Source organism: Methylomonas sp. LL1 (genome assembly GCF_015711015.1).
In the GTDB taxonomy this organism is placed as follows: domain Bacteria; phylum Pseudomonadota; class Gammaproteobacteria; order Methylococcales; family Methylomonadaceae; genus Methylomonas.
Genome location: NZ_CP064653.1, coordinates 209,670 through 223,795, shown reverse-complemented (window position 1 = coordinate 223,795; position 14,126 = coordinate 209,670). Strand labels below are relative to the sequence as shown.

Annotated in this window: 13 protein-coding genes and 3 tRNA genes; 6 read left to right on the top strand and 10 right to left on the bottom strand. The window is 51.7% G+C overall.

Annotated elements, in window-relative coordinates:
• Positions 1-70: 70 nt before the first annotated feature.
• From IVG45_RS01495 to IVG45_RS01485, 3 genes are all read right to left on the bottom strand, one after another.
• Positions 71-1,471, bottom strand: a complete 1,401-nt coding sequence (locus IVG45_RS01495) for a mannose-1-phosphate guanylyltransferase/mannose-6-phosphate isomerase (protein WP_196436137.1) — start codon at positions 1,469-1,471, stop codon at positions 71-73.
• Between the two features lie 86 nt (positions 1,472-1,557).
• Complete coding sequence (locus IVG45_RS01490; RefSeq protein WP_196436136.1) at positions 1,558-1,731, bottom strand: rubredoxin; 174 nt, start codon at positions 1,729-1,731, stop codon at positions 1,558-1,560.
• A 21-nt stretch (positions 1,732-1,752) separates the two neighbouring features.
• Entirely contained in the window at positions 1,753-2,256 is a 504-nt protein-coding gene (locus IVG45_RS01485; protein ID WP_196436135.1) for a YqiA/YcfP family alpha/beta fold hydrolase, read from the bottom strand.
• A gap of 307 nt (positions 2,257-2,563) precedes the next feature.
• On the opposite strand from IVG45_RS01485, the gene IVG45_RS01480 reads away from it, so the two are divergent.
• The 4 genes from IVG45_RS01480 (at position 2,564) to purH (ending at position 7,316) form a co-directional block, all read left to right on the top strand.
• Entirely contained in the window at positions 2,564-4,153 is a 1,590-nt protein-coding gene (locus IVG45_RS01480; RefSeq protein WP_196436134.1) for an ABC-F family ATPase, read from the top strand.
• Positions 4,154-4,329: 176 nt separating this feature from the next.
• Entirely contained in the window at positions 4,330-5,310 is a 981-nt protein-coding gene (gene dusB / locus IVG45_RS01475) for a tRNA dihydrouridine synthase DusB (protein ID WP_196436133.1), read from the top strand.
• Positions 5,311-5,574, top strand: coding sequence for a DNA-binding transcriptional regulator Fis (gene fis, locus IVG45_RS01470; RefSeq protein WP_196436132.1), 264 nt, complete (start codon positions 5,311-5,313; stop codon positions 5,572-5,574).
• A 161-nt stretch (positions 5,575-5,735) separates the two neighbouring features.
• Positions 5,736-7,316 (top strand): bifunctional phosphoribosylaminoimidazolecarboxamide formyltransferase/IMP cyclohydrolase, encoded by a 1,581-nt coding sequence (purH, locus tag IVG45_RS01465; RefSeq protein WP_230874713.1) that lies wholly within the window; start codon positions 5,736-5,738, stop codon positions 7,314-7,316.
• A gap of 118 nt (positions 7,317-7,434) precedes the next feature.
• Here the strand turns inward: purH and IVG45_RS01460 are convergent, their stop codons facing one another.
• Positions 7,435-8,214, bottom strand: a complete 780-nt coding sequence (locus tag IVG45_RS01460; protein WP_230874712.1) for a DUF2066 domain-containing protein — start codon at positions 8,212-8,214, stop codon at positions 7,435-7,437.
• A gap of 111 nt (positions 8,215-8,325) precedes the next feature.
• Between IVG45_RS01460 and purM the strand changes: the two genes are divergently transcribed.
• Complete coding sequence (gene purM / locus IVG45_RS01455; RefSeq protein ID WP_196436130.1) at positions 8,326-9,369, top strand: phosphoribosylformylglycinamidine cyclo-ligase; 1,044 nt, start codon at positions 8,326-8,328, stop codon at positions 9,367-9,369.
• 104 nt (positions 9,370-9,473) lie between these two features.
• On the opposite strand, the gene IVG45_RS01450 is transcribed toward purM, so the two are convergent.
• The 5 genes from IVG45_RS01450 to IVG45_RS01430 form a co-directional block, all read right to left on the bottom strand.
• A tRNA-Glu gene (locus IVG45_RS01450) sits at positions 9,474-9,549 on the bottom strand.
• Positions 9,550-9,601: 52 nt separating this feature from the next.
• A tRNA-Glu gene (locus IVG45_RS01445) sits at positions 9,602-9,677 on the bottom strand.
• 25 nt (positions 9,678-9,702) lie between these two features.
• Positions 9,703-9,778 (bottom strand) — tRNA-Ala (locus tag IVG45_RS01440).
• Positions 9,779-9,819: 41 nt separating this feature from the next.
• Entirely contained in the window at positions 9,820-11,214 is a 1,395-nt protein-coding gene (gene gltX, locus IVG45_RS01435; protein ID WP_196436129.1) for a glutamate--tRNA ligase, read from the bottom strand.
• Positions 11,215-11,219: 5 nt separating this feature from the next.
• Positions 11,220-11,693 carry a tetratricopeptide repeat protein gene (locus tag IVG45_RS01430; protein WP_230874711.1) on the bottom strand — a complete coding sequence of 158 codons (474 nt, stop codon included), beginning with the start codon at positions 11,691-11,693 and terminating at the stop codon, positions 11,220-11,222.
• Positions 11,694-11,828: 135 nt separating this feature from the next.
• On the opposite strand from IVG45_RS01430, the gene IVG45_RS01425 reads away from it, so the two are divergent.
• Positions 11,829-13,025 carry an OmpA family protein gene (locus tag IVG45_RS01425; RefSeq protein WP_196436128.1) on the top strand — a complete coding sequence of 399 codons (1,197 nt, stop codon included), beginning with the start codon at positions 11,829-11,831 and terminating at the stop codon, positions 13,023-13,025.
• Positions 13,026-13,280: 255 nt separating this feature from the next.
• On the opposite strand, the gene IVG45_RS01420 is transcribed toward IVG45_RS01425, so the two are convergent.
• Positions 13,281-14,084, bottom strand: a complete 804-nt coding sequence (locus tag IVG45_RS01420; RefSeq protein WP_230874710.1) for a thermonuclease family protein — start codon at positions 14,082-14,084, stop codon at positions 13,281-13,283.
• Positions 14,085-14,126 lie beyond the last annotated feature (42 nt).

The following is a 14,126-nucleotide window of genomic DNA, read 5'->3' as shown; positions in this document are numbered from 1 at the left end:
GAGATTGATTCAATTTGCTTCGTTGCCGGGTTGATGTGGCTACAGTTCGAAAACTGTTTCTAGCGCGCCGCTAAACCCGCCCGTAATTGTCTTGGTAGCGCACGATGTCGTCCTCGCCCAAATAACTGCCGGACTGCACCTCCACCATTTCCAACGGAATCACGCCGGGATTTTCCAGGCTATGCACCACGCCCACCGGGATGTAAATCGACTCGTTTTCCGTGACCAGAATATTTTCGCCATTCTTATTGACCCAAGCAGTGCCTTTTACCACCACCCAATGCTCGGCGCGGTGATGATGTTTCTGTACCGACAACTTGGCGCCGGGTTTAACCACGATCCGTTTGGTATGATGCCGATCGCCGGTATCGACCAGATCATAATGTCCCCACGGCCGATAAACCTTACGATGCACCTGCGCTTCATCGCGTTTTAAGGCTTTTAACCGATCGACGATAACCTTGACATCCTGCACCCGATCTTTAGCCGCCACCATCACCGCATCGTCGGTTTCAACCACCACCAAATCCTTGACGCCGATTACGGCCACCAGTTTATTACTGGAATGAATGAAAGAATTGACCGTATCGATGGACAGCACGTCGCCCTTGATGGCATTGCCTGCTTCGTCTTTACTGGTCACGTCCCACAGTGCCGACCAGGAACCGACATCGTTCCAACCGGCGTCCAACGGTATCACTGCGGCTTTATCGGTTTTTTCCATCACGGCATAGTCGATAGAGTCGGATGGACAGGTTGAAAATATCGCCTTGTCCAGCCTGACAAAATCAAGATCGGTTTTCGCCTCGGCCAACGCTCGCCGGCACACGTCCAGCATTTCAGGATTAAATTTTTCCAGCTCGCGCAAGAAACAACCGGCTTTAAAAGCAAACATGCCGCTATTCCAGAAATACCCGCCATTTTCGAGATAGCCTTGCGCCGTGGCTAAGTCGGGCTTTTCGACGAAGGCAGCCACGTCAAAAGCACTGCCCATGCTGGTTCCGCCGGCCTTGATATAGCCATAGCCGGTTTCCGGCTGGGTAGCGACGATACCGAAAGTCACCAGCAAGTCTTGTCGCGCCAAGGCTTCGGCTTGAACAATGGCTTTATGGAAAGCGGCCGTGTCGGCAATCACATGGTCGGCGGGCAGTATCAGTAAAACGTCGTCATCGGAGCGGGCGCTCAATGCCGCCATGGCCACCGCGGGCGCGGTATTTTTACCCATCGGTTCCAGAATAATAGCGGCGGGTTTGATGCCGATTTCCCAAAGCTGCTCGGCCATCATGAAACGGTGATCTTCATTACAGACCGCAATCGGCGGTTGCAACCCGGCCATGCCATTTAATCTGAGCAGGGTTTCCTGAATCATGGTATTGCCGGAAACCAATGGCAAAAATTGTTTGGGGTACTGGCCTCGCGACAATGGCCACAACCGGGTGCCGGAACCTCCAGAAAGTATGACGGGTATCATTTAAATCTTCCTTTTCAATGGATTAAAACTGAACGGCCCGAACATTTAATTCGGACATAATTTATGTAAAGCTTTTTCAGACGAATTTAATAATTCAACAACTTAAAAAAGCTTTTCGGCGCGCCGCAAATCGGACAGGACCAATCGTCCGCAATATCCTCCCAACGCGTACCCGGAGCAATACCGCTATCGGGATCGCCCTTGGCTTCGTCATAGATATGCTCGCACTCCATACAATGGTACTTTTTAAAATCGGACATGCCGCACCTCGGACTTAAAATTTAACGATTGCAATGACTTAAAAATCGATCAAATGCCTCTACCATAACCGGCAACACGCTCAACAGGCGATGATCGGCATCCAACATATGCAGACAAGCCCGGTGTGTTTGACAAAATCGCCAAGCATTTTCAGGCGCTACCACCTCGTCTCGCCAACCATGAAACACTTCAATCCGTTCGGTATGCGGCTTAAATTCACCGCGGGCATATCCTGGCAAATAAAAAGCCGGCGCGAGCAAAAACAGTCCGGCGGGCTTGATCCGCTCGGCGGCGACCGTTGCCACATAAGCGCCCATGCTGGAACCGATAAGTACGATGGTTCGATACCCGGATAATTCCATATTCAACAGCTGCTTGACGCGCAGTTCCGGGTCATTGCTGGCCTGATAATCCGGACTAATAAACATAAAACCATGATCCTTGGCTACTTCGGCCAACGCCAAGGGTTTTTCGCCCCAGGGTATGCTGTCCTTGCCATGATTGTAAATAACCAGTTTTTGCATTCAAATCATCCTGGAACAAAGAATTTAGGGCTTAAGCTGCCCCGGTTGCGGAAAGCAGGATTTACCGCCGCTATCATTTTAGCCTAAGCAGACAAAATCTCTTACCGGCTATACTCTGATAAAATAGTCAACGAGAATATCCAAGAATCCGTTCTCATACAAAATCGGACTGTTAACCGGCTTGCCGCTAATCCAGATCCCAAGGTTTACGAATTTTTACGGATAGCCTTATTTTTCCATAACCAACTTCATCGTTTAACTCACAACAACAGCGCATGCCTGTTATCCCAACTTTCCGGACATTATCTTGATTTCTACCGCTAATATCACCATGCAATTTGGGGCCAAACCCCTGTTTGAAAACATTTCCGTTAAATTCGGCAACGGCAACCGTTACGGCCTGATTGGCGCCAACGGCTGTGGAAAATCCACCCTGATGAAAATCTTGAGCGGCGACCTGGAGCCTTCCGCCGGCAACGTCAGCATCGACGCCAATGAACGCCTCGGCATCCTGCGCCAGGATCAATTTGCTTATGAAGACAGGCGCGTGCTGGATGTCGTACTAATGGGACACGCCGAAATGTGGGCGGCCATGTCGGAACGCGACGCCATCTACGCCAACCTGGAAGCCAGCGAAGACGACTATATGCGCGCCGCCGAGCTGGAGTCGGTGTTCGCCGAATACAACGGTTATACCGCCGAAGCCAGGGCCGGCGAACTGCTGCTGGGCCTGGACATTCCGCTGGAACAGCATAACGGTCCGATGAGCGCGGTGGCTCCGGGCTGGAAATTGCGGGTATTGCTGGCTCAGGCCTTGTTCGCCAATCCCGACATCATGCTGCTGGACGAGCCCACCAACAACCTGGACATCAACACCATCCGCTGGCTGGAAAACGTGCTGAACGAGCGCAATTCGACCATGATCATCATCTCGCATGACCGCCATTTCCTGAACAGCGTCTGCACTCACATGGCCGATCTGGATTACGGCGAACTGCGTGTATATCCGGGCAACTATGACGACTACATGATAGCCGTGACCGAAGTCAGAGAGCGGCTGCTGGCCGGCAACGCCAAGAAAAAAGCCCAGATCGCCGAGTTGCAGACCTTCGTCAGCCGTTTCTCGGCCAATGCCTCCAAGGCCAAACAAGCCACCTCGCGCGCGCGCCAATTGGAAAAAATCAAGCTCGACGAAGTCAAGCCTTCAAGCCGAGTCAATCCCTTCATCCGTTTCGACCAGACCAAGAAGCTGCATAGGCTGGCCTTGGAAGTTCAAGATTTAAGTAAAGGTTATGGCGAACAACCCTTATTCAAAAACCTGAATCTGATGATTCCGGTCGGTGAACGGGTGGCGGTGATCGGTCCCAATGGCATCGGCAAGTCCACGCTGCTGAAAACCTTGGTCGGCGAATTGACGCCGGATAGCGGCGAAGTGAAATGGTCGGAAAACGCAGATGTCGGCTATTTTGCCCAGGATCATGCCGAGGACTTCGCCGAGGACATGAGTTTGATCAACTGGATGGGCCAATGGCGCAAGGAAACCGACGACGATCAGACGATTCGCGGCACGCTGGGGCGCTTGTTGTTTTCCAATGATGAAATCAATAAATCCGTCAAAGTCATTTCCGGCGGCGAGCAAGGCCGAATGCTGTTCGGCAAGCTAATTCTGCAAAAGAACAACATCATGGTGCTGGACGAACCGACCAACCATTTGGATATGGAATCGATCGAGTCGCTGAACACCGCGCTGGAAAATTATCCCGGCACCTTGATTTTCGTCAGTCACGACCGTGAGTTCGTTTCCTCTCTCGCGACTCGCATCATCGAACTGACGCCGAACGGCATCGTCGATTTCAACGGCAATTACGAGGATTACCTGAACAGCCAAGGCCTGTAATTCTCGCCCGACAGTTCGCAACTGCTTTCCCATGGTTCCAGGAAAGCAGTGTGGGCTGTCCTGACTGACAGCGCTTGGACCACGCCGCCAGCCTATTTCCTCGTACGAAAAAGTAGGCTACATTGCCGCCTGTTTTTCGGGTATTATGTGCCGCCTTTTTGACTGCTTGGCTCTCCATGCAAATCGGCCCCTATCAACTTCCGAATAACATTCTTCTCGCCCCGATGGCGGGCATTACCGACAACCCGTTTCGCCGGCTGTGCAGCCAATTCGGCGCCGGTTTAACCGTGTCGGAAATGGTGATTTCCAACAGCGGGTTACAACAGCATCCACGCACTCTGCAAAAAACCGATTACAGCGGTGAAACCGGATTACGTTCGGTTCAAATTCTCGGCACGGAGCCGCTGCAAATGGCCGCCGCCGCCCGCCTGAATCAGGATCGCGGCGCGCAAATCATCGACATCAACATGGGTTGCCCGGCAAAAAAAGTCTGCTCGGTGGCGGCCGGCTCCGCATTGATGAAAGACGAACAGTTGGTGGAAAAAATCCTGACCGCCGTGGTCGATGCGGTCGAAGTGCCGGTGAGCTTGAAAATCCGCACGGGCTGGGATTTAGCCAATAGAAATGCCGTAAGAATCGCCAGGATTGCCGAAAATTGCGGGATTCAGGCCTTGACCGTTCATGGCCGCAGCAGAGCCTGCAAATTCAACGGCAACGCCGAATACGACACCATCAAACAGGTTAAACAGGCTATCAGTATCCCGGTTATCGCTAACGGCGATATCGACAGCGCGGAAAAAGCTAGACAAGTGCTTAATTATACCGGCGCAGACGCCGTCATGATAGGCCGGGCGGCGCAAGGCAAACCCTGGATATTCAAGGAGCTTCTGGCAAAACTAGCGGACAATGACGATTTTTTGCCGCTATCCTTGTCCGAAATCAAAACCGTCATCCTGCAACACCTGGAAACTTTATACAGTTTTTACGGCGCTACCAGTGGTGTTAGAATTGCACGTAAGCACATAGGTTGGTATTTCGACCCGCTCGGCACCCTGCCCGCCGAACAAAAAAACCTAATCAATCAGGCACAACATCCGGCGCGGCAACTTGCGCTGGTTAACGCCTCGTTTAATTTCATCACCCCACGAGTCGCCTAGATGGAAGTAGAATCAATCAAAATAACCAATAGTAACGGTCACACCTTATCCGATCATGTGCGCCAATCGGTGGAAGATTATTTCGCCCATCTGAATGGCCACGACTCATCCGGCCTGTATCAACTGGTCTTGACCGAAGTCGAAAAACCCTTGCTGGAAACCGCGCTGAAACATTCCGATTTCAATCAAAGCAAGGCCGCCAAAATACTGGGTCTGAGCCGCAGTACCTTGCGCAAAAAACTCGACCAATATGGCATAGGCTGATTGCTGTTATTTACCCAGCTTATTGTAATAGCAGTGGACTTTCCACCGAGCAGCTCTATTCTCCTTATTCGGCTAATACCAGCCGGTTAGCGACCTAGGTTTCTCCACTTTTGCTAACCAATTGTTAAAAATTCTTTTTCATTTCCTTTTTTGAGGTTTGCATGAATACCCCTTTGGGCATAAACAAAAAAGTCACTCGCGCGCTAGTCAGCGTTTCGGATAAAACCGGCGTTTTGGAATTCTGCCGTGAACTAAACGGCTTAGGGATCGAGCTGCTATCCACCGGCGGTACCGCCAAACTACTGGCGGAAAATAACATCGACGTTACCGAAGTCTCCGATTACACCGGTTTTCCGGAAATGATGGACGGTCGGGTAAAAACCCTGCACCCCAAGGTTCATGGCGGCATTTTGGGCCGGCGCGGCATCGACGATGCCGTGATGGCCGAAAGCGGCATCAAGCCTATCGACATGGTGGTGGTCAACCTCTATCCCTTCGAGCAAACCGTCGCCAAGCCGGATTGCGATCTGGAAACCGCGATCGAAAACATCGACATCGGCGGCCCCAGCATGATCCGCGGCGCGGCCAAGAACCACAACGATGTCGCCATCGTGGTCGATCCGACCGACTATGCGGCGATTCTGGCCGAACTGCAAGCAAACCAAACCTCATTGAGCCATGAAACCCGTTTCAAGCTGGCTTTGAAAAGTTTCGAGCACACCGCCCGTTACGACAGCATGATTGCGGCTTATTTAAGTAAAGTGGTTGACGCCGGCAATTTCCCCGAAACCCTGAACATGCAATTCCACCGTCTGCAAAGCATGCGCTACGGCGAAAACCCGCATCAAAACGCGGCGTTTTACGGCGAAAAAAATCCGCCCGCCGGCAGCATCGCCGCCGCCAAGCAATTGCAAGGCAAGGAACTATCGTATAACAACATCGCCGATGCCGATGCCGCGCTGGAATGCGTCAAGGCCTTCGGCGATCAACCCGCTTGCGTGATTGTCAAGCACGCCAACCCCTGCGGCGTCGCGATCAGCGACAACATTTTCGAGGCCTACAATCTGGCTTATGTAACCGACCCGACTTCCGCCTTCGGCGGCATTATCGCTTTCAACCGGGAACTGGACTCAACCACCGCCGCCGAAATCGTCGCTCGTCAGTTTGTCGAAGTGATCATCGCGCCCGCCATTAGCCAAGCTGCCAGAGCAGCCTTGGCGAAAAAACAGAACGTGCGGGTTCTGGAATGCGGTTACTGGAACGAAACCGGCATTGCGGCGCAGGACTTCAAACGCGTCGGCGGCGGATTATTGGTACAGGATAAAGATACGGGCAGCATCAACGCGGCGGATGTCAAAGTGGTCAGCAAGCGCGCGCCCACCGAGCAGGAAATGGCCGACCTGATGTTCGTCTGGAAAGTGGCTAAATTCGTCAAATCCAACGCCATCGTCTACGGCAAGGAAGGCCAAACCATCGGCATCGGCGCCGGACAGATGAGCCGGGTCTATTCCGCCAAGATTGCCGGCATCAAAGCCGCCGACGAAGGACTGGAGGTAGCCGGTTCCGTCATGGCCTCGGATGCCTTCTTCCCGTTCCGCGACGGTATCGACGCCGCCGCGGCCGCCGGCATCACCGCCGTGATTCATCCCGGCGGCTCGATGCGCGACCAGGAAGTCATCGACGCCGCCGACGAACACAACATCGCGATGGTGTTGACCGGTATGCGGCATTTCAGACACTGAGGTTTGACAGCTGAAACCATGAGCAGCATTTGCTGCTGATGTGAAGACAATCTTGAAAAAATAATGCCCGAATTGAAATCGGGCATTAGATTTTTCAGCACGCTAAATTAGCAACCGACTAAGGCTTAATCCCATAGTAGTTAGACAGTACGGTGTAAGCCCCCTGCATGCCGTCCAACATAGCCGCCTTCAGCGGCAGGCAATCGCTATTCCATTGTTTGATTTTTCCGTCGAAATAAAAGGCCCATTCTCCCTGCCAGCATTGGTCTTTTTTCACTACTCGACCCGCCATCACCGCCGGTACTTCATAGCGCGCCGAAACCGCCAACAAATTTCTGGAATCGGCGCCCAATACTTCGCTGACCGAAATTCGTTGTTGTTCCTCCAGATCCAGCATTGGAAACATGATCGGCACGCCCTTCACTTTCGACGCCAGCGCCAACGCACTTTCGAAATCCGCCATCGCATCGCTGTTAAAAAACTGCCGCTTGCCGTCTTCGTCCACCACCAACCAAACTAGGGTTTGCGGCCTGATTTCGCTCCAGATACCAACCTGACTCTTGCGCATCACTTCCAGCAACTGATCCTCGTCGAATTCCACCCGAATCAGGCGCGCGTCGCTGTCGGAATATTCATCGGCCGCGATCAACGAGTATTGGAATTGTTTGACATAATGCTGTGCGCCGCTTAACACCTGTTGCACAGCGGGAATTTTGGAAATATCTTCGGAAACCAACACCCGGCTCAGCACACCATACAAAGCCTGCTTGATCGCCAACTCCCTATCGGCGGCGGACTGGCTGTTGGCAATCAGCTCGATTTCGTACAGGCCTGTTACCTCGACGGCACGGGGTGTTTCGACAGGCAGACAAGCCAGCAAAAATACTAGCCAAAACACTCGTTTTCCCTTGTTAAAAATCATTGCTTGCGGCCTACCCTGACGGTGTATGAATTGGAACTATAGTACAATATCGGTTGTTTCAATCTTAACTTTAGTAAGAGGCCCCCATTGAGCTCACAACAGCACGATCGCCTGAATTATAAGAGTGCGGGCGTCGACATTGAAGCCGGCAATGCTTTAGTCGACCGCATCAAACCTATCGCGGCCAGAACCCGTAATGCCGGCGTCATGGCCGGACTTGGCGGCTTTGGCTCGCTGTTCGAATTGCCGCTGGACCGCTATAAAAACCCAGTATTAGTCTCAGGTACCGATGGCGTCGGCACAAAATTAAAGCTGGCGCTGGATCTTAATCTGCATAACACGGTTGGCATAGACCTGGTCGCCATGTGCGTCAACGACATCGTCGTTCAAGGCGCCGAACCGCTGTTTTTTCTGGATTATTTCGCCACCGGCAAACTGGAGGTCGACACGGCCGCGGCGGTAATCGAAGGCATAGGCAAAGGCTGTGAACAAGCCGGCGCCGCGCTGGTGGGTGGTGAAACCGCCGAAATGCCCGGCATGTACAGCGATGGCGATTATGACCTGGCCGGTTTTTGCGTCGGTATCGTCGAAAAGGACCGCATTATCGACGGCGACAAGGTCAAGGTCGGCGACAAATTGATCGGCATATCCTCTTCCGGCCCGCATTCCAATGGCTATTCACTGATCCGTAAAATCATCGAGCGTAGCGGACTAGCATTGACCGATAGCGTCAACGGCAAACCACTCGGCGAAACCCTGCTGACTCCCACGCGTATCTATGTAAAGCCGCTGCTGGAATTATTGAAAAGCGTCGACATACATGCCATGGCCCACATCACCGGCGGCGGCATTACCGAAAACTTACCCCGCGTATTGCCGAACGATTTGAGCGCCAAAATCGATTTATCGGCTTGGCAGCTGCCGGAAATTTTTGTTTGGTTGCAACAGCAAGGCAATGTGGATTTGGCCGACATGCTAATCACCTTCAACTGTGGTGTTGGCATGATAGTCTGCGTGGATGCGGCCGATGAAAACACTGCCGTATCACTACTTAATGAACTGGGCGAAACCGCCTTTAGTATCGGCGAGATCATCCCGGCCGCGGACGGCAAACGCGTCATTTACTGCTAACGAAGCGATGCACCCAACAGCCCATGGTTGTTGGGTAATCTCGACCCGAATAACGCCCATAAAAAAGCCGCCTATTCTCATTGAGAATAGGCGGCTTAATTGTTTGGCGTCCCCACGGGGGTTCGAACCCCGGTTACCGCCGTGAAAGGGCGGTGTCCTAGGCCACTAGACGATGGGGACTAAGAACTGGTATAGATCAACTGCCGATAAGCGTTTAAAGCCCGCCAAAAAGTGGCGTCCCCACGGGGGTTCGAACCCCGGTTACCGCCGTGAAAGGGCGGTGTCCTAGGCCACTAGACGATGGGGACTAAGACTTTAAACTATCAACTACATTGGTGGAGCCAAGGAGGATCGAACTCCTGACCTCTTGCATGCCATGCAAGCGCTCTCCCAGCTGAGCTATGGCCCCGTAGTTGAGACCGCCCATTATACGGATATTTTAATCCTTGTCTAGTTATTTTTTATAAATTCTATCGCACGCGCGATTCTGTCCAAGGTTTTCTCTTTACCCAACAGACACAATGTCACATCGATAGCCGGCGACACAGCACAACCACAGACAGCAACGCGTAAAGGTTGAGCCACCTTACCCATATTCAATTGCAATTGCTCGGCACTGTCCAGTACCACCTGATGCAAGGCTTCGGCCTCCCATCCCGTCAATGCATCGAATCGGCTCCACAGATGTTGCAATATCTCATCGACACCGGCTTTGAAGTTCTTCTTGACCGCCTTTTCGTCATAGGTATCGAAATCGCGATAGAAATAAAGACTTTCCTCCGCCATATCGACCAAAGTTTTGCAGCGCTCCCGTTGCGCCTTGACCAAGTCAACCAATGCCGGCCCACAGGTAGGATCGATGCCCCTCTCCCCCAGATGCCAGCTTAAGTGATGCGCGACACGGGCCGGATCACTGCTCATGATGTATTGATGATTCAGCCATATCAGCTTTTCGGTATTGAAGGTCGAGGCCGACACATTGACTTTTTCCAGCTCAAAAAACTGAATCATTTCGTCGATACTGAACAACTCCTGATCGCCATGCGACCAGCCCAAGCGCACTAGATAATTCAGCAAAGCCTCGGGTAAATAACCGTCGTTGCGATACTGCATCACGCTAACCGCGCCGTGACGCTTGGACAAACGCGCCCCATCCGAACCCAGAATCATCGGCACATGCGCATAAACCGGCAATTGCGCGCCCAAGGCTTTCAAGATATTGATCTGACGCGGCGTATTATTGACATGGTCGTCGCCACGAATCACATGGGTCACGCCCATGTCCATATCGTCGACCACCACGGTCAGATTATAGGTCGGCGTACCGTCGGAACGGGCGATGATTAAATCGTCCAGTTCCTTATTCGCTACCACGATACGGCCTTTTACCAGGTCATCGATCACCACCTCGCCTTGCTCGGGATTCTTGAAACGAACTACTCGTTCACCATCGCCGCTCGCTCCATGACGGCACTTACCGTTGTAACGCGGCTTTTCCTTATCGGCCATTTGCTGCTCGCGTAAGGCATCCAATTCTTCGCGGCTGCAATAGCAATAATAAGCATCGCCCTGATCCAACAATTGCTGAATCACCTCCTTGTAGCGATCGAAACGATGGGTTTGATAAAACGGGCCTTCGTCATACTCCAATCCCAACCAAGTCATGCCTTCCAAAATTGCATTCACCGATTCCTGGCTGGAACGCTCCAGATCGGTATCCTCGATGCGCAAAATAAATTTGCCGCCGTGCTTACGGGCATATAACCAGGAAAACAAGGCGGTTCTGGCGCCACCGACATGTAAATAGCCGGTGGGACTGGGGGCAAAGCGGGTTCTTATACTCATTACAATTACTTACCTGTTAAAAATCTTTTCGCATATTCCATCGGGATCGAACGCGCCGCACTAAGGCGCATTGCCTGATAATTAAACTGCACACTGCCTTTGGCGGCTTCGTTTTTACCCAGAATGGCCAATGATGTGCCATGCCCTTGCGCCGCGGCTTTTTCATACCATTTTGTTGCCTTATCCCGATCGGCAACCACGCCGATACCGCGATCATACAAGGCACCCATCACCACTTGAGCATCGACGACGCCTTGATTAGCGGATTTTTCCATCCAATCCGCCGCCAAGTCCTCATTCTTGTCCACACCATCCCTGCCGAGCAGATATAAAGAAGCCAGTTTGGCTTGCGCTAGTGAGTTGCCTTGTTCGGCCATTTGCTTAATTGCATCGGCAGTCTCCGCCCACACAAGCTGAACCGGCAGACATAACATACAAAAATAGATGATTCGAGTGATCGCAGCCATGACAGCCCCCAATGGCAAAACCTATATTATTTCACGCCGGACCATTAAGGTGAACGTAAGCATTAAAAAATAAGCTTTTTAGTGCTAGACTCGTAACTAGGGTTTAGTGCCCGCCGAAATTTCGAAAACAATCTGGAGATAATAACAATGCAAAAGTTCCTCACCCTTTCCGCGGCACTGACAGCCGCACTCGTATCCGGTTGCGCCACGCAATCGAGTAACACTTTTCAGCCGTTTCAAGCAAACGATCTGAATGCTCAAGTTCAATCCGGCTTGTTAGTTCAAAAAACCAACAGTTTTTTCGTATTGAATGACTCATCGTCATCAACAGGCAAAACCTACCTGAATTCCGCTGAATACAGCGGCACCAAATTGGATGTTGAAAAAAATCTGCTGCACAAATTTAACAAATCCATTCCATCCATTCCGCTGACTTCAGGTTTGCGCAGTTTCGGCATGGGACCTTGCACGGACTGGCACGAAACCAAGCTGAATCAACCCGTACAGCAATATACAGCGGGTAGCTTCGAAAGCGCCATTACCACAATGACTTGCTCAAGTGGCGGTACTCCATTGGCTGAAGCCTTGACTGCCGCCAAGCCTGACTTGGGCGCGGAGTCAGGCAACATTGCTCTGATTGTGTTTAGCGACGGCATGGACGAAACCAACCCGGTACCCGCCGCGCAAGCACTGAAAGCGCAATATGGCGATAAATTATGCATTTACACCGTATGGGTGGGTAATCAAAACGATGCCATCGGCAGAGATAGCCTGCAACAGATTGCCGACGTATCCAGTTGCGGCATGGCAACCGATGTCAACACGATTTCCAGCCCCGCTGGCATGAGTGATTTCGTCAAAACCGTATTCCTCAAACCCGGCACCCCCATCCCGGACTGCTCAAAACTGGATGATGACAAAGACGGCGTCAACAACTGCCAGGACAAATGCCCTAACACGCTGCCAGGCGTCGAAGTCAGCATTCATGGCTGCTGGATTCTTGACGTGAAATTTGACAACGACAAAGATATTATCAAACCCGCGTATTACCAAAAACTGGATAGAGCGGCCGAGATTATCAAAAAATTCCCAAATGAATCTTTCGAAGTTCAAGGCCACACCAGCAAAACAGGTTCATACGAACATAACATGGATCTGTCGGAGCGTCGTGCATTGGCGGTTAAGAAGTACCTGACCAAAAACAACCCTTCCACCAACATCTCATCTAAAGGTTATGGCTGGAACAACCCAATCGATACCAATGAGACTGCGGAAGGCCAAGCCAATAACCGCCGCGTTCAATTGGAAGTGAATGGTCAGCCACAACAACCGTTGAGAAAGTAAAAAGTCATCCTGCATTAGCAGAATGATTGAGCAAATGAACCCGCCGAAAGGCGGGTTTTTTGTGCGTGAAAGCAAATTACTCTGAGGGTAAATAATTGGGAGGGTGCGGTTGCTTGTTGGGCAGGCGTCGACGACAAGGATGCCGCCGCCGAGCTTAAATAAACGTATTCACACGCCCGTCCGACAAGCAACGCGCACTACTTTAATGGGCCAGGGCGACGCTGAGCTTTCCTGATCGATAGGTATGCCGAGAAATCAACCTGCGGGCCGAAGAATTTTAAATTCGCCAGGGTGGCGGACCGGCACAACAAAGCGATCTTTTTGCCTGATCACCCAACCCCGAGCTTCGACACTTTTACCCACATAGCTCTGTAAAACCGGAAATAAATTCAACGATGCATTTTCGATCCGCACGGCAACCCGATCGGAAAACCGCAAGTAGCTGTATTTGCGGGTCTGTTTGACTCCCTGTATTGGTCCTGTTATCCGTTTCCAGCCTTTGTAATTATCCGCGGTTAATGCATCGAATGCCTGCGGCATGTACACCGAATCGCGCCATATTCCCAGGCGAGCCTGCTCGGCACCCTGCTGCGCTTTCAGTAATGCATCAACATATTTCAAATTTGGCGGATAAATACTCACCGTGGCCAACCCACGCCGAACCAACTCCAGATTGATATGCAGTTTATCTTCGCCAAACACATGTGCCAGAGTGCGCTGATATTTATCCTGTTTTTCCACATCGGCTTCCAATCGGACTTTATGATGTTCCAAACGGCTTTTCAACCAAGCCTTGGCTTGCTCGCCCCCTGCTTCGGCATTTTTGTTGCGGCCCGCCACTTCCGGCGTATTGACTCCCAGCAATCTGACCTTTTGACCGTTGCTCAACAAAATGGTATCGCCATCGAATACTTTTTCCACGACAAGATAAGAAACGCCGCGATCAACTGGTAAAATCCTTGCTTGCTCTTGCTTGCGGTCGGAATAGTGATGCCGGCCGTGGCCATCGACCCATTCAAACACATCGGCATGCAAGATTGCCGGTAACAAAGCTGCCACGCATATCCAATGCATTAGGCTTTTCTTTAACATTTTTAACGC

Excerpts from the sequence above, each read along its gene's own strand:
- IVG45_RS01495 (WP_196436137.1), bottom strand. The coding sequence starts at position 1,471 with ATGATACCCGTCATACTTTCTGGAGGTTCCGGCACCCGGTTGTGGCCA.
- IVG45_RS01490 (WP_196436136.1), bottom strand. The coding sequence starts at position 1,731 with ATGTCCGATTTTAAAAAGTACCATTGTATGGAGTGCGAGCATATCTAT.
- IVG45_RS01485 (WP_196436135.1), bottom strand. The coding sequence starts at position 2,256 with ATGCAAAAACTGGTTATTTACAATCATGGCAAGGACAGCATACCCTGG.
- dusB (WP_196436133.1), top strand. The coding sequence starts at position 4,330 with ATGCAAATCGGCCCCTATCAACTTCCGAATAACATTCTTCTCGCCCCG.
- fis (WP_196436132.1), top strand. The coding sequence starts at position 5,311 with ATGGAAGTAGAATCAATCAAAATAACCAATAGTAACGGTCACACCTTA.
- purH (WP_230874713.1), top strand. The coding sequence starts at position 5,736 with ATGAATACCCCTTTGGGCATAAACAAAAAAGTCACTCGCGCGCTAGTC.
- gltX (WP_196436129.1), bottom strand. The coding sequence starts at position 11,214 with ATGAGTATAAGAACCCGCTTTGCCCCCAGTCCCACCGGCTATTTACAT.
- IVG45_RS01425 (WP_196436128.1), top strand. The coding sequence starts at position 11,829 with ATGCAAAAGTTCCTCACCCTTTCCGCGGCACTGACAGCCGCACTCGTA.